This window comes from Methylobacterium sp. WL64, from assembly GCF_008039945.1.
In the GTDB taxonomy this organism is placed as follows: domain Bacteria; phylum Pseudomonadota; class Alphaproteobacteria; order Rhizobiales; family Beijerinckiaceae; genus Methylobacterium.
This window is the reverse complement of record NZ_VRVA01000090.1, coordinates 1-22842: the sequence shown is the minus strand read 5'-3', so window position 1 is coordinate 22842 and position 22842 is coordinate 1. Positions and strand designations below refer to the sequence as shown.

The 22842-nt window shown below is 63.5% G+C and carries 21 protein-coding genes and 3 pseudogenes; 8 read left to right on the top strand and 16 right to left on the bottom strand.

Annotation, left to right across the window (positions count from 1 at the left end; translation table 11 throughout):
* The first annotated feature begins 663 nt into the window (after positions 1–663).
* Positions 664–1857 carry a flagellin gene (locus FV242_RS25395; protein WP_147940860.1) on the top strand — a complete coding sequence of 398 codons (1194 nt, stop codon included), beginning with the start codon at positions 664–666 and terminating at the stop codon, positions 1855–1857.
* 804 nt (positions 1858–2661) lie between these two features.
* On the opposite strand, the gene FV242_RS25390 is transcribed toward FV242_RS25395, so the two are convergent.
* A complete protein-coding gene (locus FV242_RS25390) occupies positions 2662–2985 on the bottom strand; it encodes a hypothetical protein (RefSeq protein WP_147940859.1) in 324 nt (107 codons plus the stop codon).
* A gap of 657 nt (positions 2986–3642) precedes the next feature.
* Between FV242_RS25390 and FV242_RS34780 the strand changes: the two genes are divergently transcribed.
* The gene (locus FV242_RS34780) at positions 3643–3810 is read left to right on the top strand and encodes a hypothetical protein (RefSeq protein ID WP_187278560.1); all 168 of its coding nucleotides are present in this window, start codon (positions 3643–3645) and stop codon (positions 3808–3810) included.
* 286 nt (positions 3811–4096) lie between these two features.
* A complete protein-coding gene (locus tag FV242_RS25380; RefSeq protein WP_147940857.1) occupies positions 4097–4573 on the top strand; it encodes a hypothetical protein in 477 nt (158 codons plus the stop codon).
* Between the two features lie 914 nt (positions 4574–5487).
* Here the strand turns inward: FV242_RS25380 and FV242_RS25375 are convergent.
* Together FV242_RS25375 and FV242_RS25370 are read right to left on the bottom strand one after the other, a co-directional pair.
* Entirely contained in the window at positions 5488–5748 is a 261-nt protein-coding gene (locus FV242_RS25375; RefSeq protein WP_246692871.1) for a hypothetical protein, read from the bottom strand.
* 11 nt (positions 5749–5759) lie between these two features.
* A complete protein-coding gene (locus FV242_RS25370) occupies positions 5760–6077 on the bottom strand; it encodes a hypothetical protein (protein WP_147940856.1) in 318 nt (105 codons plus the stop codon).
* Between the two features lie 282 nt (positions 6078–6359).
* On the opposite strand from FV242_RS25370, the gene FV242_RS25365 reads away from it, so the two are divergent.
* On the top strand, positions 6360–6572 hold the full coding sequence (locus tag FV242_RS25365; protein WP_147940855.1) for a hypothetical protein: 213 nt from the start codon (positions 6360–6362) through the stop codon (positions 6570–6572).
* Positions 6573–7124: 552 nt separating this feature from the next.
* Here the strand turns inward: FV242_RS25365 and FV242_RS25360 are convergent.
* The gene (locus FV242_RS25360; RefSeq protein WP_147940854.1) at positions 7125–8105 is read right to left on the bottom strand and encodes a hypothetical protein; all 981 of its coding nucleotides are present in this window, start codon (positions 8103–8105) and stop codon (positions 7125–7127) included.
* A 107-nt stretch (positions 8106–8212) separates the two neighbouring features.
* A complete protein-coding gene (locus FV242_RS25355; RefSeq protein ID WP_147940853.1) occupies positions 8213–9160 on the bottom strand; it encodes a hypothetical protein in 948 nt (315 codons plus the stop codon).
* Positions 9161–9428: 268 nt separating this feature from the next.
* Here FV242_RS25355 and FV242_RS25350 point away from each other — a divergent pair, with 268 nt between their 5' ends.
* The gene (locus FV242_RS25350; protein WP_147940852.1) at positions 9429–10517 is read left to right on the top strand and encodes an IS630 family transposase; all 1089 of its coding nucleotides are present in this window, start codon (positions 9429–9431) and stop codon (positions 10515–10517) included.
* Positions 10518–10537: 20 nt separating this feature from the next.
* On the opposite strand, the gene FV242_RS25345 is transcribed toward FV242_RS25350, so the two are convergent.
* Positions 10538–11640, bottom strand: a protein-coding gene (locus FV242_RS25345) for an IS3 family transposase (RefSeq protein WP_147940851.1) whose coding sequence is annotated in 2 segments (ribosomal slippage) — positions 10538–11385 and positions 11385–11640 — 1104 coding nt in all. Because the reading frame shifts where the segments join, the coding sequence is not laid out codon by codon here.
* Positions 11641–11751: 111 nt separating this feature from the next.
* A complete protein-coding gene (locus FV242_RS25340) occupies positions 11752–13107 on the bottom strand; it encodes a cytochrome P450 (protein WP_147940850.1) in 1356 nt (451 codons plus the stop codon).
* Positions 13108–14069: 962 nt separating this feature from the next.
* Between FV242_RS25340 and FV242_RS35745 the strand changes: the two are divergent.
* Positions 14070–14408: pseudogene (locus FV242_RS35745) on the top strand (IS481 family transposase); the annotation flags it as partial.
* A 107-nt stretch (positions 14409–14515) separates the two neighbouring features.
* On the opposite strand, the gene FV242_RS25335 reads toward FV242_RS35745, so the two are convergent.
* Genes FV242_RS25335 through FV242_RS25315 form a run of 5 tightly spaced genes read right to left on the bottom strand, consistent with a single transcriptional unit; the run spans position 14516 to position 18646 of the window.
* Entirely contained in the window at positions 14516–15649 is a 1134-nt protein-coding gene (locus tag FV242_RS25335) for an NAD(P)/FAD-dependent oxidoreductase (protein WP_147940849.1), read from the bottom strand.
* Positions 15650–15678: 29 nt separating this feature from the next.
* Positions 15679–16227 carry a cytochrome b gene (locus FV242_RS25330; RefSeq protein ID WP_147940848.1) on the bottom strand — a complete coding sequence of 183 codons (549 nt, stop codon included), beginning with the start codon at positions 16225–16227 and terminating at the stop codon, positions 15679–15681.
* Positions 16224–17336 carry a catalase family peroxidase gene (locus FV242_RS25325; RefSeq protein ID WP_147940847.1) on the bottom strand — a complete coding sequence of 371 codons (1113 nt, stop codon included), beginning with the start codon at positions 17334–17336 and terminating at the stop codon, positions 16224–16226. Before FV242_RS25325 ends, FV242_RS25330 begins: the two co-directional genes overlap by 4 nt.
* 9 nt (positions 17337–17345) lie before the next feature.
* Positions 17346–18119: an anti-sigma factor gene (locus tag FV242_RS25320; protein WP_246692869.1), complete on the bottom strand. Its 774-nt coding sequence runs from the start codon at positions 18117–18119 to the stop codon at positions 17346–17348.
* Positions 18116–18646 (bottom strand): sigma-70 family RNA polymerase sigma factor, encoded by a 531-nt coding sequence (locus FV242_RS25315; RefSeq protein WP_147940846.1) that lies wholly within the window; start codon positions 18644–18646, stop codon positions 18116–18118. Before FV242_RS25315 ends, FV242_RS25320 begins: the two co-directional genes overlap by 4 nt.
* Before the next feature lie 285 nt (positions 18647–18931).
* Between FV242_RS25315 and FV242_RS25310 the strand changes: the two genes are divergently transcribed.
* On the top strand, positions 18932–19201 hold the full coding sequence (locus FV242_RS25310) for a hypothetical protein (protein WP_147940845.1): 270 nt from the start codon (positions 18932–18934) through the stop codon (positions 19199–19201).
* An 887-nt stretch (positions 19202–20088) separates the two neighbouring features.
* Here FV242_RS25310 and FV242_RS34775 read toward each other — a convergent pair.
* Together FV242_RS34775 and FV242_RS25305 are read right to left on the bottom strand one after the other, a co-directional pair.
* The gene (locus FV242_RS34775) at positions 20089–20226 is read right to left on the bottom strand and encodes a hypothetical protein (RefSeq protein WP_187278559.1); all 138 of its coding nucleotides are present in this window, start codon (positions 20224–20226) and stop codon (positions 20089–20091) included.
* Positions 20227–20569: 343 nt separating this feature from the next.
* Positions 20570–21463: a LysR substrate-binding domain-containing protein gene (locus tag FV242_RS25305; protein ID WP_147940844.1), complete on the bottom strand. Its 894-nt coding sequence runs from the start codon at positions 21461–21463 to the stop codon at positions 20570–20572.
* 111 nt (positions 21464–21574) lie between these two features.
* Here FV242_RS25305 and FV242_RS25300 point away from each other — a divergent pair, with 111 nt between their 5' ends.
* Positions 21575–22330 (top strand): SDR family NAD(P)-dependent oxidoreductase, encoded by a 756-nt coding sequence (locus tag FV242_RS25300; RefSeq protein WP_147940843.1) that lies wholly within the window; start codon positions 21575–21577, stop codon positions 22328–22330.
* Positions 22331–22530: 200 nt separating this feature from the next.
* Here FV242_RS25300 and FV242_RS35740 read toward each other — a convergent pair.
* Both FV242_RS35740 and FV242_RS25295 read right to left on the bottom strand, forming a co-directional pair.
* A pseudogene (locus tag FV242_RS35740) lies at positions 22531–22668 on the bottom strand (IS630 family transposase); the annotation flags it as partial.
* Between the two features lie 20 nt (positions 22669–22688).
* A pseudogene (locus FV242_RS25295) lies at positions 22689–22842 on the bottom strand (IS481 family transposase); the annotation flags it as partial.

The following is a 22842-nucleotide window of genomic DNA, read 5'->3' as shown; positions in this document are numbered from 1 at the left end:
CGGATCGGCCCCGGCCAGGAGCTGGTCCAGGATCGCGTCAGGGACGTGGGGTGCTTTGCGTCGTGCCATCGGGAACCTCCTTCGGATCCACTATGGCCGCCCCCACACGAAATTCCTGACAGTCCCCCTCGATACCCGCTTTTGCCGTTGCCCTTGGTACTCTCGTGCTGCGGCTCCTCGTACCCCTTGTCGTCAAAGGCACCCATATCACCGGGCTCGGACTCGCCCGGCGATCGAGGCCCCTGCGGTCGAACGGCGACGTCACTCGGGGGATAGGGGCGAGCGTTAGAAGGAGCCTCTGTGACTACCTCTTGGGCTGGGGTTGGTTCGGTACGACTCATCGCACGCTCTCGATCCATTGCGCTCCAGTTTGAAAAAGGAACTCAGGGTGACGTGGTTCCGAAACGGCAGATGGCCGTCCGCCGTAATCCGGCGCACCTTTGCCCTCGCCTTACGGGACCGCGGGCGCCAGGCAGCGATAGCGGCGCAGCTCCTCCAACGCCATCGCCCGAGCAGCGATCGAGGGAGAGAGGTCCGTACAAGCAGCACCTCGATCTCCTCAGACCATCGAGCGAAACGTTTCTTGGAGTGCGACTGCAATAAGATTTCATTCATCCTATCGTGCAAAAAAGCAGTGCACGCTCAATGATGGATGCGTAACCAATGTCTTCTAGCGTCACGCTTACCGCGGCCACCCGTCAGAACCTGCTCTCGCTGCAGGATACCGCTGCGCTGACCGCGACCACCCAGAACCGGCTCTCCACCGGACTGAAGGTCTCCTCGGCCCTCGACAACCCGGTCAACTTCTTCACCTCGCAGTCCCTCAGCCAGCGCTCGGGCGACCTCGGCAACCTGCTCGATGGTATCTCGAACGGGATCCAGTCGATCCAGGCCGCCAACCAGGGCATCACCTCGATCCAGAAGCTGGTCGATCAGGCCAAGTCGGTCGCCAACCAAGCGCTGTCCACCCAGATCACCACCACCGGCACTGCCTCGACCGCCTACTCAGCTCCGGCCGCTGCAACCACCCTGAACCTCTACGTCAACGGCTCGGCGACCACCGTCGCGCTGGCCACGGCCGACACCCTCGACCAGGCCTTGACCAAGCTCAACGCCGCGGTCGGCGCCGGCAGCTTCTCGAAGAGCACCGACGGCACCAAGATCGTGATGAACGCGTCCTCGGACTTGGAATTCAAGACCTCGGCCGACCAGACCGCGCTCGGCTTTGCCGGCGGTACGGCCTCCTCCGGATCGACCTACGGTACCACCGCCGCGGCCGGCCAGAGTTCGGACCTCAGCGTGTCGGGCGTCACAGCCCGGGCGACGCTCGCGACGCAGTACAACAGCCTGCTGACCCAGATCGATCAGCTCGCCGGCGATTCGAGCTTCAACGGCACGAACCTGATCAACGGCAAGAGCGACAACAACAACCTGACGATCAACTTCAACCCGAAGGGCAACTCGAACCTCACGGTCACCGCGACCGACGAGACCTCGGGTGGCCTGGGACTGACCTCGATCACCAGCACCTCGACGAAGACGTCGACGATCGGGCAGGGCAACTTCCTGCTCAACGCCGACATCAACACGACCCTGAACAAGCTCACGACCGCCTCCAGCCAGCTGCGGACGGACTCGTCGACCTTCGGTTCGAACCTGTCGGTGGTGCAGAACCGTCAGGACTTCACTAAAAATTTGGTCAACGTGCTCGACACGGGCTCATCGAACCTGACGTCAGCTGACTTGAACGCTGAAGCTGCGAACTCGCAGGCCCTGTCCACCCGTCAGTCGCTGGGCATCTCGGCCCTGTCGCTGGCGAACCAGGCGCAGCAGGGCATCCTGCAGCTCCTGCGCTAAGCGTCCGCTGCATCATAGACGTCGCGGCTGGGGTCATCCCCCAGCCGTTTCGCGTTCCGTGCGTACTCGTATCGGCGCCTCGGCGTGGTGCATCTCGACAGGATGACCATCGAGGTGGGTACTTGGACGGCGCTTAGAAGGTCGCCGACGTGGGCCTGGAAGGGACCTAATCCCGTGGCATGAAGCCGGTCGGCAACGACGAGACCGACGGCAAGTGGCGCGAGAGGTTCAAGCACGCATAGGTGTCTTGGCTGCGCGTGTGGGGCACCGAGCCGCGACCTGGCGGCGGTGCCGCGGGTCCGGCACCGTCCCGGATCAGGAGACGCCGGGGATCTGCATCCACCTTCGATCGCGTCTTATCCGTGATCTTTGCGGGCCGCCGCGGAAGCGTGCGTGGGAATGTCTCGCGGCGCTACCACTGTGCTTGCTGTCCCGAGGAATGCCATGCCGAGGCAGGCGAACCCCAATGCCTTCATGCGGCGAGAGGGATCTCGAACCGCGCGTTCGTGAGCTAGCACGTCGTACGCTGCCGCCCGATTTGAGTTGGCACGATCGTTGAGCATGACGCCCTCCGTCCACCCCGCAGAAATACGGGCTTGGATGAGGGCTAAATGGTCTGACCTACAGGGCGATGTCCTGTTTGTTGCAGCCGAAATCCATCCGGCCAAATCGTCTGTTGCGGCAACCCGCCGGGCGTTCCGCTTCGAGTTGCGGCCCCTCGAGCCGCGGGCCAGCAGCATGCCTGAGCCCATAATGATCAGCGCGGGACCATCGAGGTCGATCACCCCTCGCGGGTGGACCGCGTCACTGGAGGGAACGTCCCTCCGGTGCCATTGAGCGTCCGGCATCGAGAAGAGCGCGAACCTTGCGCATCGCATGCAGCATGATGTCGGGGCGGGCGACGTCGCTCGCGTGCTCAGCGGCGAAGCTGTCCAGCGCTTCCGTGATTTGGTTCTCGATCTCGTCCATCAGGGCGAGACCGTCCGATCCCTCCCGACGCAGGTGCGCCCCCGCGAGCGTCAGGTAGGCCGCGCTGGCAAGGAGAAACGCCACACCATTCGCCTCCTGCGCAGCGGCAGAGGGTGGCTCATCGCGGCTTGTATTGTCACCCGAACGGTCATCAATCATCAGAATGCACTCCTAGTGTTCGTTCAGAGAGCGTATGCGCCAATCACCACGCATCACGCAGCCGTGAATATTGCGCAAAAATCGATATCTATTGACGTCAATACAATACGAAGGCTCAGGCCTGCCTTCGTAGGACAACTTTTGGTTGTGGCGGCGAAGTCATGGGCGCGGGGTTAGTTCGTCGCGGCGGAAGGCGCCCGCGGCTGAGACCTTCAGCGCCGCCGACCCGGCCGATTGCGCCGAGCGAGAGGTCCGCCAGCGGCTACGCGCTGATCCTCGAAGGGTCGAGACCGGACGCAGGACCCAGCAACTTGCCGACTGCTACAGCGCACTCATGCACGCGATCGTGGAAGCTCCGTGCGGAGGCCGACAGCGAGGACGCGAGCAAAGACGTGTTGGCGCCTTGCCAGGGGTGAACCCGTGACTTCGGTTCCGCTCCGCTACTGCAGATGGACGCGCGCGAGGGCCATCTGGTGCGCCCGGCATACTGCGGTCGAGAGTGGTCCGGGCCGGTCATCTCGGACGCTCACCAACGATCGATCGCATGCCACAGCCAAGGCATCGAGCGCTGCCGACGCAGATGCCATCAAAGCCAGGGTCAGAGCCGAGCCGACGGAGATCAAAGCAAAGATCGTTGCGAGGGTTTGGGGAGCTGTCATGGCGAACCTCCTCAGTTTCCAGTGGGTCGCCGTCAGTATTTGGGATGTGAGAAGCCGTAACGCCGTGCGGATCAGCACTCGTCTCAACCGCCGCGCAGACGCTTCGCAAAACGGGTGCTTCATGTTCGTCACGGCCGAGGTGCTCGACATCGCGGCGGTGGCATGAGAGCGACGGCTGACTGATGGCGAGCCATAGCCGCCCGCATGCGTGCCTTTCGACAGGACGGGTGCCGATACGGCTGGCGACGCGAAGGCAATCTGATCGTGCGGCCTGGCAGACGCTTGCACGTCGTTGCAGAATGCGATCGCTGCTCGAAATGCGGAGCGACGCGTCAGGAGACTGTCTTCCGATCACGCGCGGGTAGTCAGCCAACACGTCGGTCGAGATAAACCGACACAGCTCCGAGATCTGGACCGCCGTCCGGCGCTACGGTGCCGGCGAGTTCGCCCACATGGAGAGCGACACCCAGGCCGCGACCCACTTCATCATACGCGACCGGTGGATCCAGCTCCTACTCGCAATGCCCGCTCCGAAGGCAGCTGAGCTCACGAAGACCGAGACCGGCGCCGATCGATCCGCCTCGGCCGTCGAAACCGCTCGAGAGCCGGCGTACCGATCTCGCTGGCAGGCGCGGGCCCTCATTATTGAGGCGCAGTTCGAAGTGGTCGAGGTCGGAATCGTGGTGTTCGAGGACGAGCCCCTGGTCAACACCGTCCCGCCGGGGGCGAGCATCGCCTTCGGCGAGGTCCTGCCCGAGAACATGCGGCTGGCCCGTAAGAAGACCGCGCTTGATCGGTCCGCTGTTTGCAAAAGAGAGCTTGTACTCGTCTCGCAGGGGCCGCCTTCAAAAAATCCACGCCCGCTCGCGCGACTCCGGGGGGATGTTGCGTCGCGGGCGTGGATCGCCAGGAGCTGCCCAGCCCGCTGACGTCACCGTGCTAAAAGACTTCGATCCGCGGCACTATATCTTGGGTTGGATCACTCTCGAATCAGTGCGGCACACCAAACGCAGATCCTGCGGGATTGGTCGGCGTCGCGGACGATTGATTCCCCGCCCGGCTGGTCGTCGACGTACGGCCTTGAGGGTTGCTCATGTCCCCGGCGCCGGCACCTGTTCCCTCTGGCGCCACGGCACCGGTCGGCGGAGTCGGATCTGAGCGCTGCGGCTGACCATTGCCGCCGTACAGCGCGCCAACGCCACCAGACGGTGCCGAACCACCTCCGACCCCACCGTGGCCGCCTGCCCCTCCCGCGCTTCCGCCTAAGCTACTGCTGCTCGACGGCGACGTGCTGCCGGCGATCGGGGCCGAACCGCTCCCGCTTCCACTTCCTGGTGCGGAACCGGAACCGACTCCCTGTGCGGCGGCCACGGTGATCAAGCCGATGACTGCGACGCCGCCAACCATGGTTACCGTGAGAGGTGAGGCTTTCAAGTGGAGATCCCTGACTATCGCGAGACGGGATGAGGTCCCTGCGTGGTCAATCTCGTCTCTCCAACACCGTTCCCACTTTTACGACGGCCGCTCGCGCATCCCGTGCGGGGAGCCGCCGGGCAATCTAAAGCTCTCAAGGAGAGCGCAAGCTCTGCCGCCAAGGCGCTACGACATCAGCCCACCCGTGCAAGGCTTGACCGACAGAGCTCCGACGTCTGAAGCTCGATCCTTCGCATCCCATGCTGTGATCGAACATCCGGCGACCCACAACAGCTTACCTGCCGACATCTTCGCCGCGACTGAGCTCTCGTGCAGAGCATCAGATCGCCAGGAGGGATCGCCCCATCGGCATGACGACGCCGTGGAGATCTCGTACCGAACGCGCTCCATCATGAAGCAGCCGATAGGGTCAGTGCACCACCCTGCTGATGCCCGGGCCAAACGCTGCCAGACCGTCCCTCTCCACGACCCCCATAAAGGCGCGGTAGGCATCCCGCTCGGTTGCGAAGCGCTCCTGCCACTCCGTGCTACCGCTCGCCATGTGGACGACCGCCAACTGCCAGGGATCCTGCGTCCCAGCCAACCGATAGATCTCCACGTCGACGGTCTCATCGCCACGAGTGAACGGGCCGGACATACCCGAGTGCTCGAACTCGCGATCCTCGTCCACGGCCGGCTTTCTCAGGTTCGTTTAACGTCGCCGATGAACCGGCTCATCTGCACCACGACATCATCGCCGTTGGGCCTCACCCCCGCGCTCTCTGGATGCACCTCAGCCTGCTCAACGCGCTGAGCGATCTCCATGAAAACGATCTCGACCGAGGGCGGCCAGGGCACATCGTTGTCCTGGAGCATCTGGGTGGCCCGGACCAACATATGGAATTGGCTCGGCTGGATCGATGTGCCGGCAAAGTGCTGATCGAGGATCCGGTCGGCCAGTGCTGTCGCCAACCCGGCGACTTCTGCCAGCTTGTTGGGCGGTACGTCAGCGTCTGTCATCTCAGGTGCCCCTCGCTTCCATCGGCTTGGAACGCAGCTCAGGTACGCCCCTTCAGGGCGTTTGCGCGCTGTATCCGCCGTCAGATCAATCGCGGCCGACTCGTACTAGCTCATGGAGGGGGGAGGGGAGCATCCACCGTGCCGCAGTCAGAATACCCCCACCAATACCGCACACCGGCTGCCCCTTGCCGCTGCTCAGGCAGATCTATCAAAATGACTGAATCTCCGAAACCCGATCCTCATGGGTTCCATGGTCCACCTTCATGCGAGGAGGCCAGAGCCATGACGATCACTGCCTCGATCAACACCGTTGGCGTCGTGCGCGCGACCGAAATGCTGCAAACGGCGCGCACGGATGCAGCGCTCGATCATCGGGAAGGACCGCATACCGTCTCGGTCGAAATCGCTCGCTCCAGCGAGACTGGGGCGCAGCAGCGGGAGGGTAGGCAACTGTCTCCACAATCGCAGAGGCGGGTCGTAGATATTCGCGTCTGAAATCGGTCAGGCCGACTGCCAATTCTGGCGTAGCTCGAGCTGCGCGGCGCGTCCTGCATCGGCGTCGAGGCGGGGACGTCGATAACGCGGCATCGACTCTTAAAACGTACCGTTGCGCCCTCAGGAATCAGAGCGTCGGGCTCGGCCGCTACAATCTCCAGGTCGATCGCTCGTCGGCGCGAATTCAGCGGCCGTATACTCTCCCGAATGCGCCGGACTGGCGACCCACGCTCCGACTTTCCATTTAGGCTGTCGGTCTCCCAGTGCCTGCGATCGAGCATGGCGGTAAGCGCAAGAGCCCAGGATCGCCCGCCGCCTCCGCAAGTAGACAACTTCACTTGCTCGAGGCTAGCTAGCAGGTGCAACGACTTGTATGTGCAGTTCGTGAAAATGCTCTGACGCCGCAACGCTCATATATAGCGTTGCAGTGCCAGATCGATCGCTCGCTCGCGAAATCCGGGCAGAGGGACTGCAAAGCTGGCTTCTTCCTGAGATCGGGGTATCTTGAGGCCACTCGCGCGCACGAAGGTGTGCGGGCCGGTATCGCTCGCGTCAGATTTTGGGCGGCTCGTGTACAGCCGACGAGAGCTTCGCGCCCCTCGCCCGATAAGTCGGCCGGACCATCGCCACTTGAGAAGGATCGACTCCGACCATCGTCGGCGCCCAACCTCTCGCGGAACGCCGGCGGGCGTAGTGGGATGTAGCGGTTCGCGTCGAGTTGTGTCCGAGCAACGCAGCGACGCTCGCTCCGTCCATCACATCCTTGGCGCGTGCAGCGGCAATGTGACGGGTCGTATAGGGGCTGATCCGTCCTCCCCGCAGCGACGGCACCGCCTTGGCCGCTTGCGCAGATGCCCACGAGAATAGATACCGGATGCTGGCAAAGATCTTGGCCCAGGTGCTGGTCTTCAGCGCCGTTTTGATCATCGCGAGCAGCTTGGTGATCATGGCGTTCCGCGCGGGCTCGAGTCCGCTCAACTCGAGGTAGCGGACTTCGCCGTTCGCACGCTCGTTCGTCGCCTTGGCATTCATCACCACCAGGGTGGTTCCCTCCAGGCGGGCGGTCGACCATTCAATCGGACGCAGGCCGAGCTCGCTACCGAGCCACAGTATGCTTCTGGCGAGGAGAGCGTACCGATGCTGCGACTGCTGCAACACGTCGGAAATCGCCCTCACCTCGCCGGGCATGCACGCCTTCCGCTTCTTCGCACTCGTCCTGCGCTTCCCGCCCTTGGTCGGCTCGGGACGCATCGGCTCGGCGTTCAATCGTTCCAGAGCCAATCTTGCTTCCTCGTAGCATGCCGGGTTGCAGCAGAAACTCTCCAGAGCAAAACGGAGGGAGGCTCGATATTGTCGAACTGTCGACGGCGCCCATCTGCCGTCCGCCCCCTGAAACCACTCGACGAGTTTGCCGAAAGGGGTGAACTCGCATGTCAGGCCGAGCTCTCCTGCCGCCGTCTTCGCGAGGTCATTAGCGCGTTTGAAATAGGCCTGTTCCGTCTCCAATGTACGGGTCTGGTTTTTGGCATCCATGCTCGTCACCCCACGTTACTGCGACTGGCAGTAACGGCTTCCAGTAACGGCAGCCGTCTCAAATCCGGTCTGGAGGAAGCTTGCAGAGGCTGACGAAAAACGCTCGGTCACCGCCGCCGATCAAGACCGAAGATCGCGAGCGCAACCGGAAGGTTCGCGTATCCACCATGCCGAGCGCAGAGTGCGGTGCCTTCATCGGCGCAAAGAAAAGCAATCGACCGCGATCCGCAGCCATCGTGTTCGCAACGAGCATCCCACGAGAGCTGCTCCGCGTGGAAGGCAGCCCGCGCATACTGCACGTCGGTCCCCTGCATCCATAGGGGCATGCTTCGATCGTAGCGCTTCCTCGATCTACGCGGGGTGATCGTTGCTTGAGCGACCGTGGTATCGCACCCAATTTGGGTGCTGTTCGACGACGGCGGATCTTGAAATACACGCAAAATATCGACCTCGGGCGTCCTATCAGCGCCATCCTCTTCGAGTTCATGTTTCCCGGGGGACGGATCGGCGTCGCACCCATTTTGGGTGCAATCGGCGATCGTACAGGCGGTGTCCGGAGCTGAAAAACCAGCTGGGGCGGAAACGTCCGTCCCAGCCGAAAGCGGTTCCGGCGTCGGGCATACGGCTGCATCGGATCGGTATCGGCGGGGTCGATGAGGATGCTTGCCCCCAAAGGGCGAAGGCACTGCGCCGGCAATAGGAGCCTGAACGTCACCAAGAGACACGGTTCCGACAGAATGACCGGCTTTCCATCGGGGATCGGGTTGGATCGTCCGAACGGGAACGCCGTCGATTGCGCAACGCGACCACACGATAGAGCCTGCCGCACGCAGACTGATAAGTGCATTTTTTACGGTGTTGGCAGCGAAGTCCAACCGAGCAGCGATGTCTGGATCCTCGGTGGTACATCCCTTCGTCCAGAAGTCAGCATCCAACGAAATCAACCAGGCGACGTGCTCGGCCGACTTTTTCACGTCCTGATTGCGCATGATCGCCAAGGCCCATGCGTCCTGTTTGAAGGAGGCAGGCGGTTGTTTTGGTTCTGCGGTCGACATCTCGTCCTATCTTTCTCGATTTCCTCCTGCGGGAAACCACAAGGATACGGCCTGCGTTCGCAAAGAGCACCCAATCTGGGTGCGCGGTATTGTGGGCCTCCGCCAGGCGCCCCCGGGGTTGGTGGATGAGCTGCGTCCAGCCTTATTAGCCTGCATCGATATCTGCGAGCATCATACTGCACCTAACACCAATCGACGGGGAGGCTGCCTCACGGGGTTTCGTTGCGGGGCTGGATCTGATTCGATGCGGTGAACCGCAGGGTTTGCCATGTCAGCTGCGGTGCCGCTGCGCGAGGACTTCACGGCCGATGATCTGCGGCGGCGAGCCAAGGTCAGCCGGGACGCGGGCCAGAGCCGTCGTCTTCTGGCGTTGGCTGAGATCAACGACGGCGGCAGCCGCAGGGATGCGGCGCGGATCGGGGTGGTGGGCCTGCAGACGGCGCGCGATTGGGTGCTGGCTTTCAACGCGGATGGTCCGGTGGGGCTGATCAACGGCAAGGCGCCGGGCCAGAAGCCGAAGCTAGACGCGGCACCGCGCCGGGCACTGATGCAGATTGTCGAGAGTGGGCCGGACCCGGACCGGCACGGCGTGGTGCGTTGGCGGCTGAAGGATCTGGCCGCCTGGATCTACGCGAGCTTTGGCGTCAGCCTGGACGAGAACACGCTCGGACAGCTCATCAATCGCCTCGGCTTCCGCAAGCTGTCGGTGCGCCCGCGCCGCCACGCAGGATCCAGCCGCCCTGACGGCCTTCAAAAAAACCTGCCCGCCGCCGTGAAGGCGATCCGCGCGGGGCTGCCAGCCGGAACGGCCATCGAGGTATGGTGGCAGGACGAAGCGCGCGTCGGCCAGAAGAACACCCTGCCGCGGCGATGGGCGCGCCGCGGGACACGACCCTCGGCCCCCAAGGACCAGCGCACGGCCTACGCCTACATCTTCGGAGCGATCTGCCCGGAGAAGGGCAAGGGCGCCGGTCTCGTCCTACCCCGCCACGACAGCGAGGCGATGAACCTACATCTGGCCGAGATCAGCCGCTCCGTCGCGCCCGGCGCTCATGCCATGCTGATGCTCGACGGCGCAGGCTGGCACGGCGCTCACGACGTCGTCGTGCCGGACAACATCACCCTGCTGACGCTGCCGCCCTGCGCGCCCGAACTCAACCCGGTCGAGAACGTCTGGCAGTTCATGCGCGACAACTGGCTCGGCGACCGAATCTTCGCCTCCTACGACGACATCGTCGAAAGCTGTTGCGACGCCTGGAACCGCCTCATCGACCAGCCCTGGAAGATCATGTCCCTATGGCCTGCCCCCGTTCGGTGGCCCAAGTTCGAAGTTAGTGCATCGTCGGTCTGGAGTTGACCCCGTTTGTGGTCCACGGCCTATGCAAGTTCTCGGGCTGTGACAGCTTGGTTGGCGAAGGCTCGGGGCGTCAAGCCGCCCAGGGCCGTGTGGGGTCGATCTTCGTTGTAGTGGCACCTCCTTTCCTCGATGCGCTCACGGGCATCGGCCAGCGACAGGAACCACGAGGCGTTCAGGCATTCCGCTCGGAGGCGGCCGTTGAACGACTCGATATAGGCGTTGTCGGTCGGCCTGCCCGGTCGGGAGAAGTCGATCTCGACCCCGTTCAGGTAAGCCCACTGGTCGAGCATGCGCCCGGCGAACTCCGGCCCGTTGTCGACCCGCAGGCTCTTGGGTCGGCCCCGCAGCCGGACCAAGGCGTCCAGAGCCTCGGTCACCTGGAAGGCGCGGAAGTTCGCTCTCGGTGTCAGTGAGAGCGCCTCTCGCGTGTGGCAATCGACGACGGTCAGGATCCGAAATGGACGCCCGTCGAAGATGCGGTCGGACATGAAGTCCATCGCCCAGACCTCGTTGGGCCCACCGATCGCCGGTCGCCCCTGACGGTAGCGCCAGGCTCGTTTGCGCTTGGGCAGCTTGGACCGGATCGACAGTCCCTCGTCCCGGTAGATCCGGTAGGTTCGCTTGTGGTTCACCTCCCAGCTCTCCCGTCGCAACAGGATATGCAGCCGTCGGTAGCCGTAGCGCACCCGCGCGGCAGCGAGTTCCTTCAGCCGCATCCGCAGCGCAACCTGCGGGTCAGAGCGCTTCCTGTAACGCTGGGACGAGCGGCCAAAACCGGTGGCCCGGCAGGCCCGACGCTCGCTGATGCCGTAGGCCACCTGCAGGTGACCGGCGACCTCGCGGCGAGCGGCGGGCCTCACCACTGATCCTTGAGCACGTCCTGCAACATCGAGCGATCCAGCGTCAGGTCGGCCACCAATCGTTTGAGCTTGCTGTTCTCGTCCTCCAGCTGCTTCAGCCGCCGGATCTCCGGCACGCCCATGCCGACGAACTGCTTCTTCCAGCGATAAAAGGTCGGTTCAGATACGCCCATCTTCCGGCAGACCTCGTCCACCGTCGCGCCGCCCTCCGCCTGCCGCAGGGCGAAGGCGATCTGTTCGTTCGTGAAGCGTCTGCGAGGCATGGCATCCACCCTCCTTCAGGGTTCAGGATGCCCGAAGCACTTGCGCTCAGCGCGGACCAGTTTGGTGGGTCAGGGTCAATGCTCTGGCTCACATGACTTTGCAGAGACGCCCTAATGCGTGCAGCGACGCAGCCTGAACATCGGCACATGGCTCGGCCGCGTCGAGAACGATCCGATCGGCTGGACAGGATTGGCTTGTTCGATAGCAATTGCGTTGCCACGTAGGAGTCGAGCAAGGACAAGCACACTCTCGGCGAGGGCGAGTTGAGCGCCGATGCAGACCCGCGGTCCGGCACCGAACGGCAGGAACGTAAACCGCTCAGGCTTCACAGCGCCGAGGAAACGCGATGGATCGAAACGCGAAGGGGAGGTCCAGAACACGGGGTTCCTATGCAGCATGCAGAAGGGAAGGAGAACGAGGCTGCCACCCCGGATCGATAATTCGCATAGGTCGTGCGGGTCCCTAACTTCGCGGGCCGACATATAGGCTGGGGGATACAGGCGCAGGGTTTCCTCGACCACGGCCCGTGTCAGCGGCAGGCGCGCGAGCGCCTCTCCGGCCGAAGTCGGCGACACGTCACAGGCGCAAGCCTCGTCGCGCACGGCGCCCTGCCATTCAGGCGCGTTGGCGAGGAGATAGCACGCCCAGAAGAGGGTTAGTCCCGTGGTCTCGTGGCCGGCGAAGAGCATCGTCGACACTTCATCGGCCAACAAGGTCTCGTCCTGGTCCTTGTAGGAATCCGCCAGTATATCAAACAAATCGCGCGGCGTATCTGGCGACGCCGCGTAGCGGCGTTCCACGATGATGGAGGAGATAATCCGCGACCAGCGTCGCCGAAACAGTGCCCGCCGCATATCTGTCGGCGTCAGCAACTTCGATGGCAGCAAGAAATCACTCGCGCGGGGACGCCCTATCGTGGCGGAATAGAACAGGAGCAAACGCCTCAGCTCAGGCCCGAAACGGGCCGTTTCGAGCGAGAACATCGAGCGCGCTGCGATGTCCAAACTCAGGTCCTGCATCGCGGACAGCAGATCGATTAGGCCGCCCTTCGAGGCTTCGATCCGTACGCAGGTTGCCTCCGCGCACGCCGCGATATGCTGCGACAGGACGGGCAGTGTCCGCGGCGTGAACGCGGGCGCAAGCGTGCGGCGCTGATGCCGCCAAGCATCTCCCTCCGCCGCAGCAAGTCCCCGGCCGAGGATGGGACCGAGCACGCGTCCTGTCGCTCGTACGCGGCGGAAACGATCCGGATGATCTGCCAGGACATGACGCATGGCGTCGGGGGTGTTGGCGAGGATCAAATCCGTGATGCCGAGGCGGAACTTCATTACCGGCGCGGTGAAGCACCGTTCTGGGAAGGCTGAGAAGGCGTTGCTCCGGACCCGCATGAGGACGCCGAGACCAGTGACTTGGTCGGGTGCAAGCGGAGGCGCTGGAGGCTCGAAGGGTTGGCCAGGGCTGTACATACTAGCTTTCGCCTGAGCTCATAGGAGTTCCAAATTTCCCGATCTAACACTGCCTACACTGCGCAGATCATTAAACACATCGTCTCCTAGCGGAAGCAGTTCGGCATCATCCGCTTTCGCTCATGAAAGAGAAGTGCCAATCATTCAATGTTTTTCTTCACGAAATTCAGGGGCTTGATTAAGTCAAAGCCCCCGCCGGACCTCATTTGCTTACAGGGCAAAGTTTATACGCTACGCCTGCTTGATCGCCAGCCGACGTACCCGAGATTTTGAAGCTCCCCCGCGACTGCACGAACACCGTCTCAGACGTGGTCGTGGGCGTCACCGGGCTTCCGTCACCCGCAGCGCCGCAAGAGGTCGCTATTTTGTATGTCTTGCCGCGAGCGTTTATGATCTTGCTGACGCATTTGCTGTCGTGCGGGCCGCCCAGCCCCTGCCCGTCGTATGTCCTCAAAGCAGCAAACGGCGCGCCCTCGCACGTCAGATCTGCATGGACGTAATTGCCGTGGGACAGCGGCAGCGGCTCCGCTTTGAGAGAGCCAGCGCAGACGATGGAGGCTGAAAACACGCCAGTGGCGTATAGCTGGGAAGCGACGGATTTCATGCGCAACCACCATGCGATTTGTGGATCATGCCAGCCGATTTCGGCTTGGTTAGTTCTAAGTATTTCTGCTGGAAACTAGGCACCTTGTCCTACCGAAGACCTTGATAGCCAAGTGGAGTTTCGGCTCTGTTTCAAGCGATAGGCGAATCGGTTACGCTTGAAACATTCTGGAGGTAGGCTCCTTCGGTACGCGGCGGCGTTCAACGACGGCCAGGGACCTGGCGAAGCTGCCATTCGCATAGTGATGACACGCCCACGGCCATCCGCGGTCACGGACGCTTTAGCGCGGTTCCAGGTGTGCAGTCCCACAGTGTGGTGGCATCACTTTAGCTGAGGTCGCTGCACACCGGGGGGCGTTGTGGGACAGGTTCTTCACGGCTGCGCCACGACCACGCACGCGGTCAGAGCAGCGCTAAAGCGATCGAAAGCCTCGTTCAAGGAGCTTGCGGCACAGCATGGACCGAACCCCAAGACGGTCGTGAAGTGGCGCAAGCGCGCGTTGGTACATGATGCGGCGATGGGACTAAAGTCTCCGCACTTCACCGTGCTCACTACCGAAGAGGAGGCGGTAATCGTTGCCTTTGGACGGCACACGCTCCTGCCGCCCGACGACTGCCTGTATGCGCTCCAGGCCACCATCCCGCACCTGACCCGCACGTCCCTGCACCGCTGCCTGCAGCGCCAAGGGATCAGCCGGTTGTCCACTAAGCTCCCAACTCGGGACGTCCGCCTTTCTTAGCAGTCAAGGTTTGAAGGTCCCCCTCTACGACCGTTGGGATGGGCTGAATCGCCTCAGCCCGATGCTCATGCCGAGACCGGTGTGCGGAGCGGAGAGTACGTCGCGCGGTAGCTGCGCGGCCCAATCATGGGAAGCAGGAGGTTTTTGGCCCAACTCGGCATCCGTGCGGTCCGCGATAGGCGATCGGTCATCGCCTGTACATGAGCCACTCTAGGCCGGCGTAGCGCCTCGTACTCGGCACCGATCGTGCCCCAGTCCATCCGCTCAGCCAGCAGCGCGGCCAGCACCAGCGCATCCTCAAGAGCGAGGGCGGCCCCCTGAGCCCAGACCGGTGCAGTCGCGTGGGCGGCGTCTCCCACGAGCGCCACCCGGTCCCGGGTCCAACTCGGAATACGAACCTCTTCGAGGGGGGAGTGATAGAGTGCGCCAGGCTTAGCCAGAACTACATCGAGAGTGTCGCGGACGAGACGCGGAAACGATGTGAAGACATTTTGAAAGGCAGCCAGGTCCTGCCCCCGTCCGGCGGCCTCGCTTACTGAGACCCAACCATAGACCTTGCCATGGTCGACGGGGATGAGCAGGAACAATCCGTTCGATCCTGCCCAAATCGTCCATGCGTCAAGGCCTGGGTTCGGCGCCATGAAACGCCAGCTCGCAGGGGCGAGCATCGCCGCTCCGAGCACGGAAGCACCGAACGTGTCGCGTCGAACCCGTGAGTGGACACCGTCGGCGCCAACGAGGAATCCGCCGGTTTCGGCCGTGCCATCCTGAAGCTCGATCGCGACGCCCCTTGGCATCTGCCGGACGGCGCTGATCTCAGATCCCGGCCGGAGATCGGTCGGGGGAAGGTCGAGTGCCAGGAGGCGCAGCAGGTCGGCGCGTCGCACACAACGCGGGCACGCTTCTTCCCCCCAGAACGCTGCCTCGTCGATAGCGAAGAGGAGGCGCCCGCTCTCGGTGCGGTACTCGCGCCGACGGACGGGCGAGCCGATGTTGCGCAGGGCTTCGCTCAAGCCGAGCTGGCCGAGGGCTTGGACTGCGTTCCCCGGCAGGTTGATGGCGAGGCCCGCATCGGCCGGCGTCGGGCGCTGCTCCAGGGTCAGCGAGGGAATGCCGCGTCGCTGCAGCGCTCGCCGCATGGCAAGTCCGGCGATACCGCCCCCGGCTATAAGCACCCGGCCCGCTGCGCTGTCGTCCATGCTGTCTCGCCTCGTTGCCTGGCTCGTCGTCATCGTGACCGCGGGCTCGTCAAGCGCAGGGCCATGCTGGAGAAGACACCATCCCGGCGGATCAGCCCGTGTATCAGGGCGGCGCCGAGATGGGCGAGGATGAGACCGAACAGGGCGTAGGCCAGCACCGTGTGAAGCGGACGCAGCCAGGCGTAGATCGTGGGATCGCGCGGCAAGATCGGCGGAAGCACCACCGCGCCGCCGAGCCCGATGGGATAGCCGGCCGCCGACAGCATCGCCCAGCCGATAAGCGGCAACCCGAGCATCAAGCCGTAGAGCAGGATGTGCGAGGCGTGCGCCGCCTGTCGTTGCCAGCCCGGAAGGTCCGCCGGCAGTTCGGGCGGCGGATGACGCCAGCGGTTGACGAGGCGGAGCGCCGCGAGGATCAGGATGCCGATCCCGAGGGGGCGGTGCAGCGCCACGAGGGCGTCGTAGTGCGCTAGAGAGGTCACCATCGCCACGCCGATGAACAGCATGGCCAGAATCATGCCGGCCATGGCCCAGTGCAGCAGCCGGGCCGGTCGGTTGAAGTTCATGGTGGTGCTCACAATCCGGCTCCTGCAGCGGGGACATCGTGGACGGCGCTTGGGGCCTTCGGCTCGCCGGCGCGTCGCGTGAAGGATTGCGCGTAGGCTGCCGAGCGCGCGCTGAGCAGCGGATCGTCCGATCCCGCGATGCCGGTGGGCAGGACCAGGGGGTCGAAGTTCACGTCACGGCAATTGCCGCTGGCCTCCGCTTCCGTCGCGGTCACGATCACCGTCCCGAGGTCGACGCTCGTCCGCTCGGCCGGCCAGGGACGCGTCGCGTCCGCCGTGGGATCGCCTGCTTCGCCGAGGGTGGCGACGAGGTGCCAGCGGACGGGCGCCCGACGGACCGCGGACTCGAACTCGTCGAAGAGGTAATTCTTGTCCGCACGTGCGGTCTGAGCCGCACTCTCAGCTGTGGCGGCCTGCTCCGGCACGAACGCCCAGCGAACGGGCGTTTCCGTGCCGTCTCCGGCCACGAACCGGAAGGCGTTCAAGCCCCGGAAGGTGTCGTCAGCGAAGCCGGAGGTGATCGTTCGCGCCTTGATCAAGGCCGCCGCCGTCGTGCTCTCCGGGTTTGCGGCGAAGAAGGCTTTGAGCGCCTCCGGATCGGGCTTGCCCGTGGCCGGATCGGGCTTAGCGGCGAGGAGCTGGGCGTAGAACGCCTCTGGCGTCAACACCGGGAAGACCGGGATGTCGTTGTTGCCGGTGCGCCATTCCTCGCCGTCGGGAAGTTGGAAACGGAGTGCGAGGCTGCGGACCGTGGTCGATGCATCCGCTGCGTAGGGCTGGCCGCCCGCGAGGGCGATGCGTCCGGTGATCGGGGTGATCCGGCCCGGCGCGAACAGCGACGCCTTCGACAGGCGCCTGCCCCGGCCGGTGCTCTCGAAGCGGCCGGCGAGGCAGAGCCCCTTGGCGTGGTTGCGCCGGAACCCCGGATGCGGGCCGTTGACCCGCTCGAAGCGGTCGACGATCCGCGCCTGCGTCAGGGCGCCTGGCGAGAACCAGCCGCCGACATAGGCGAAGGCCCCAGCAGCGCCGGAAACGAGCGCCCCGATGGCACCGAGGCGCAGGAGGACGGCGCGCGCGTTCAGATCCGGGCTAGCGCCGGTCAGGTCGTTGAGGAGGGACATAGCTGGCCTTCAGATCTTCTTCGCGGTGGCGCGGCGGATGTCATTGGCGAGCGGGTGAAGGACCGCTGGGTCGGCTGCTCCCACGAGGCTGTAGCCGAGCCCGTCCTGAGCCCAGGCGTAGCCGTTCGACGTCCCGGAGGTGTGCGGCTGCATCGGCGCGTCGCCGGGCACGGACATCGGCCGCATCAGCATCATGAAGCGCGCGCCGTGCCCGTCATCGTACATCAGCAGCCCGGCTGGCCCCTGGGCCGTTGCGACGAGGCGCCCTCCCATGAGGTGATAGCCGGAGCCGCTGAGGTCCGGCACGCTCACCGGCCGCCTGAGCCGGGCCGAGAACCAACCGGCAAGCTCGTCCCGATCGGCTGCGACGAGCTCGACCGGACGGGTGTGGTCCGGGGCATAGACCGCGTAGTTCATGCTCGCCGCCTGGGCCAACGCCTCGATCCCTGTCGGCACCGGCGAGACCGCATCGCGCAGGCCCCAGCCTCCGGCGCCGCCGAGGAGAAGAAGCAGTCCGGCCGCCATCGCCTGCCAGACGGGCCGTTGCGGGCGACGGCGTGCCTCGACGATCCGCGTCAGGTTCAGTTGGGCAGGGACCGGCTCCGCGGCGATGGACGCGAAGGCGGCCCGCATCTCCTCGCCGAGCGCGACGAGGCGGTCGACTCGTGCTCGCGCCTCGGGATGTTGGGCGAGATAGGCTTCGACCTCGCGCCTGCGGGCGGCATCCAGCCGCTCGTCCACGAGGCCTTGAAGATCGTCGTCGCCGATGGGACGCATGGTCATTTCACCCTCCGTAGGAGCGGGCGCTTGGCTGGAACGGTGGCGTCGGCGCCGTCCATGAGCTGGATCATCCGATCCCGGGCGCGGGACAGGCGGGACATCACGGTGCCGGTCGGGATGGCGAGGATGTCGGCGGTTTCGGCATAGGACAGCCCTTCCACCGTCACGAGGAGGAGGACGCCGCGCTGCTCCTCAGGGAGCGCATCGAGCGCGCTCATCAAGTCTCGGTGGCGCAGGCCGCTCTCCTGGGTCGGCGCCACCGCGAGGTTGGCCTCCGCCGTGTCCTCGATGGGCATGTGGGCGCCGCGCCGCGCGCGCTGGCGCATCTGCGTCACGGCAAGGTTGTGGAGGATGGCGAAAAGCCAGGTCCGCGTGTCGCGATCGACTTGGCGCTGGTGCCACCGACCGACAGCGCGCTCCAGGCAGTCCTGCACGAGATCGTCGGCATCGGTGGGATTGTGCAGGAGTGCGCGGGCATAGCGGCGCAGGGCCGGGATCAGCGGCTCGATGAGGCGCATCATGTCCGTCATGTCCGATCTCCTGGCATGGGCGGGACCCCTCCGTGTGCAAGCCAAACGATGTGAGCCTGCTCCGGGCTTGGCTTCGGAGGCATGGACGCTGCCAATCCGGGATTATTCCACGCACGCGGCGATCTTTTTCAGACCCGCATCACGTACCCATGCTCGGTGATGTGGCTATGGATACGAGCATCAAACTTCTTTGATGCGACGCGAAATAAGCAGCCGAAGACGTCGTCTGTCCGGCATCCCTGCTTGACGCTGTTGGATCGAGCAGGACAGCACTGGAGAGCTGACATGACGATGCTCAAGAGTGTTTCGGCCATCGCTTTCGCGTCTGCCTGCACCCTTGCCGCCTTGACCGGCGCCTCCCGGGCCCGGACCGTTTCCCATCCCACCGAGGTCCCAAGGACCACGGGCTCGGTCCTGCCGCAGGCGCAATCCACGTACTGGCTCGGCGGGATAGACACCGACAGCGGCAATGCCCGGAACCCAGCCCTGCCGGGCTACGCTCAGGCCAGCGGCCAGGAGACAGGCGGCCCCGCCCGTGAGCTGATCCCGAACTAACCCGGCGTTCCCCGAGTGCGGACGCGCCCGCGCTCGGGCGTTCGACACCATCCAGTCAAAGCAAGTTGTTTGAGACCGGCACCGCGGTCCAGACGCAGGCATCACGCGAGCAACCGGGGGCGGTCGCCCGTGCGCGGGTTCGACTGCAAGGGATGGCCAGCGTTCTGAAATTACAAACGTAACGCTCCCGCGTACCGATGAAACGCTGCAGACATCTGCGGGAGGCAGACACTTGACAGGAGCAGCAAGGGTTAGTCGGCCTCTGAGCGCATTCCGATATGTCCCCTGTATCTTAGCATAGCCCACTCCGTCAGATATCCGGGCTAGAAGTCCCGATCATTGAGCGCAAACGTATTTTGATTATAAGCGAACTCCATTCGAGAGCGAGTAGCAGATGATGCAATGCTGGCCGATCAATCCGGCTTGAGGCCATCCCCAAAAACAGCGCCTCCCTACAGATTTAACTTCGGCGCTGCTGACATCGTTGTTGTCTCCGACGGGGTGCGTGATCTTGGACCTCCGGCCATCGCGTTCGGCGGCAGCCCAGCTGAAGAGTTTGAGCGGCGCCTGAAGTAAAATTGTTTGCCGACCAAAAGCATCGCAATCCCCATGAATATTCCCGTTATCTCTATAGGCGGAAAAATTTGATCTTTGAAAATGGGATCGGATCCTCGAAAATTTTCGGGAACAGTGGCATCTTATTGCATAATGGCTTAATAGAAGCTGGCATCCGTCTAGGAAGCATAGACGCTATTGTGTGTTCGCACCCTCATCGCGATCATATCGACGGGCCGTGCAATGAAAAAGGCAACCTCCAATTTCCAAATGCTGCGATTTATTTGACGGAGATTGGTTTTTATTATTGGACCGACGGATAACATTTTGGATCATCCATTGATGCCACGGTTCGGATAGCGTGAAACAAGCTGCTGCCATTGTAAAATGGGATTACTTTCTTTAAAAATAATAAGTGGTTTTTGCCGGCAATAGAGGCCATTTTTACGCCAGGCCATACCGTAGAACATGGATTATTTCGTCCTCACTCAGGTGATAAGCAACTGTATATCATTGGTGACTTGGTGCACCATTCGAATTCGATTCTTGACAACCCAAGAATCAAGTTTTTTCTGACATTGAACCGAGCCATTCAGTAAAATCAAGGATAGGCCTGCTATCAATTATTGCTGTAAGGCGCGCACGCTTATTTGCATGCCATTTTCCATGCCTGGCTTGGGTCATGTCGCTGTCGACGGCGACTGCTTTAGATATTTCACTAGTGAAATTCGATGGTAAAATTTGATTATTATCCATCAAGTCTGAGTTTCTCTACCCTCAAGGAAACGATCATCAACCGGGATGTTCGGACCCTCAAAGATCCGGAAATTCTCTTGCCAGGTGGTCGATCAGGGATCGGACGGCGGGCGGCAGGCCGCGGCGGGTCGTGAAAACGAGATGGACGATACCATCCCTGCTCCGCCAGTCCCGGAAGACACGGACGAGCCTTCCGGCGTCGATGTGTGCTGCACAGGCGTGATCGGGCAGGAAAGCAACGCCCAGACCGTCCGCTGCGGCATCGCAGAGAACCGCGTAGTCTGCGCAGGTCAGGCGCGGCTCGTGGCGCATCACATGCGCTGTCCCGTCCTCGCGCTCCAGCATCCAGGTGGTTTCGCCCACCTCGTCGCTCGTTCCCATGGTGGGGACGGAGGCGAGATCGGCAAGGTCGGCCCCGAGGCCGCTCGCGACCCGCGGGCTGGCGACGAGGATCCAGCGGGAGCGGCCGAGCGACCGCATCGTGAGAGATGCATCGCTCGTTAGCTCGTGGCGGACGCGCAGCGCGACGTCGATCCGCTCCTCGATCAGGTCGACGGCTCGATCCGTTACGATGAGTTGGAGCTGGACCTTCGGAAAGCGGTCGAGGAAACATCGCATGATAGCGGAGACGACTTTCACGAGGTTCCGCGGGCAACTCATGCGGATGCGCCCGTGCGGTTCGGCCTGGGCTTCCGCGATGAGTGCCTCAGCCCGCTCCGCCTCCAGCATCATGGCGCGGCAGCGCTCGTAAAAGGTCTGTCCGACCTCAGTGACGCGGAAGCGCCGGCTGGAGCGCTCGATGAGCCGCACTCCAAGGCGGGCTTCCAGCGCCGAGACGCGCCGGCTCAGCTTCGACTTCGGCTCGCGAAGCGCCCGGCCAGCGGCGGTGAAGCCGCCATGGGCAACGACCTCGGCGAAGGTGACGTAATCGTTGAGGTCTGGGCGCATCATCGTTCCCCGATTGGAACGCTAAGTGCCATTTCCAAGACCTGTTCGCATCATCGTTCTGGGAGCATCTCTCTCGGCAGCGGCTCACACGCAGCCGAACTATGGAGAGCGATGATGACCAGCAGATTCCAGGACAAGGTGGTGGTGGTGACTGGTGGCACCAGCGGCATCGGCCTCGCTGCCGCCAAGGCCTTCTCGCGGGAGGGCGCCTCGGTGTTCGTGACCGGTCGCCGTCAGGACGCGCTAGACGCAGCGGTGGAGCAGATCGGCGGCCGGGTCACCGGCGTTCGGGGCGACATGGCGAACCTCGCCGACATCGACCGCCTCTACGATGCCGTCCAGCAGAAGCACGTGCAGATCGACATCGTCTTCGCCAATGCCGGCGGTGGCGCGTTCGCGCCGCTCGGTGCCATCACGGAAGAGCAGTTCGATAGCACCTTCGACACCAACGTGAAGGGCACACTCTTCACTGTCCAGAAGGCCCTTCCGCTTCTGAAGGATGGCGGCGCGGTGGTGCTGACCGGCTCGACCGCCGGCAGCGAAGGGACGCCGGCCTTCAGCGTCTATTCCGCTAGCAAGGCAGCCGTTCGCAACTTCGCGCGCACCTGGATCCTCGACCTGAAGGAGCGTCGCATCCGTGTCAACGTGGTCAGCCCCGGTGCGACGCGCACGCCGGGCCTCGTCGGCCTTGCCGGCGACGATGCCGACAAGCAGCAGGGCCTTCTCGATTTCCTGGGCTCGCGCATCCCCCTCGGACGCGTTGGCGAGGCGACGGAGATCGCCAATGCGGTCCTGTTCCTAGCCTCCGACGAGGCGAGCTTCGTCAACGGCGTCGAACTGTTCGTCGACGGTGGTCAGGCGCAGGTCTGACGAGGCGGGTTGAACGCTCATAGATCAAGAGCCGTCATCAACCGACACTACTCTCTCGGGCTCGCCTTCCCTGGTCCCTGTCCATGGTCAGCCGCCGAAAGCCGACAACGTGAGCAACCATGCCCGCTTCTCACCGAATTTCATGAGAAGCGGAATGGCTGCTTGCCACCGAGGCCGTGTGAGAACGCATATCTCTCAGGTTCAAGCCGGGAGCGCTCGTGCCATCGGACCGCGCTGGCCCCTCCGAGACCGAAACGTTTGGCCACCGGACGCTGCGTGGGTCCCCCTGCATCGCCGACCACACGCCCGCGCAGATCGACCGACAGGGCTGGAGGCATGGCGTCCCTCCTGCGGAAACCTATCTGTATGGTCCCGGGATGAGGTATGACGGGTCGATCCTGAAGCGATTGGGTTCTTTCGTCCAGGCGTTCAAGATGAACTCAGTTGGTGTCAGGCCCCGCAGGGTCTTGAGCCTGCGAGCATGATTGTAGGCATCGACGAACAGGTGCAGA

Coding starts and splice junctions, on each gene's coding strand:
- FV242_RS25395 (WP_147940860.1), top strand. CDS start 664: ATGTCTTCTAGCGTCACGCTTACCGCGGCCACCCGTCAGAACCTGCTC.
- FV242_RS25390 (WP_147940859.1), bottom strand. CDS start 2,985: ATGATTGATGACCGTTCGGGTGACAATACAAGCCGCGATGAGCCACCC.
- FV242_RS34780 (WP_187278560.1), top strand. CDS start 3,643: ATGGCGAACCTCCTCAGTTTCCAGTGGGTCGCCGTCAGTATTTGGGAT.
- FV242_RS25380 (WP_147940857.1), top strand. CDS start 4,097: ATGGAGAGCGACACCCAGGCCGCGACCCACTTCATCATACGCGACCGG.
- FV242_RS25370 (WP_147940856.1), bottom strand. CDS start 6,077: ATGACAGACGCTGACGTACCGCCCAACAAGCTGGCAGAAGTCGCCGGG.
- FV242_RS25365 (WP_147940855.1), top strand. CDS start 6,360: ATGACGATCACTGCCTCGATCAACACCGTTGGCGTCGTGCGCGCGACC.
- FV242_RS25360 (WP_147940854.1), bottom strand. CDS start 8,105: ATGGATGCCAAAAACCAGACCCGTACATTGGAGACGGAACAGGCCTAT.
- FV242_RS25355 (WP_147940853.1), bottom strand. CDS start 9,160: ATGTCGACCGCAGAACCAAAACAACCGCCTGCCTCCTTCAAACAGGAC.
- FV242_RS25350 (WP_147940852.1), top strand. CDS start 9,429: ATGTCAGCTGCGGTGCCGCTGCGCGAGGACTTCACGGCCGATGATCTG.
- FV242_RS25340 (WP_147940850.1), bottom strand. CDS start 13,107: ATGTACAGCCCTGGCCAACCCTTCGAGCCTCCAGCGCCTCCGCTTGCA.
- FV242_RS25335 (WP_147940849.1), bottom strand. CDS start 15,649: ATGGACGACAGCGCAGCGGGCCGGGTGCTTATAGCCGGGGGCGGTATC.
- FV242_RS25325 (WP_147940847.1), bottom strand. CDS start 17,336: ATGTCCCTCCTCAACGACCTGACCGGCGCTAGCCCGGATCTGAACGCG.
- FV242_RS25320 (WP_246692869.1), bottom strand. CDS start 18,119: ATGACCATGCGTCCCATCGGCGACGACGATCTTCAAGGCCTCGTGGAC.
- FV242_RS25315 (WP_147940846.1), bottom strand. CDS start 18,646: ATGACGGACATGATGCGCCTCATCGAGCCGCTGATCCCGGCCCTGCGC.
- FV242_RS25310 (WP_147940845.1), top strand. CDS start 18,932: ATGACGATGCTCAAGAGTGTTTCGGCCATCGCTTTCGCGTCTGCCTGC.
- FV242_RS34775 (WP_187278559.1), bottom strand. CDS start 20,226: ATGTTCTACGGTATGGCCTGGCGTAAAAATGGCCTCTATTGCCGGCAA.
- FV242_RS25305 (WP_147940844.1), bottom strand. CDS start 21,463: ATGATGCGCCCAGACCTCAACGATTACGTCACCTTCGCCGAGGTCGTT.
- FV242_RS25300 (WP_147940843.1), top strand. CDS start 21,575: ATGACCAGCAGATTCCAGGACAAGGTGGTGGTGGTGACTGGTGGCACC.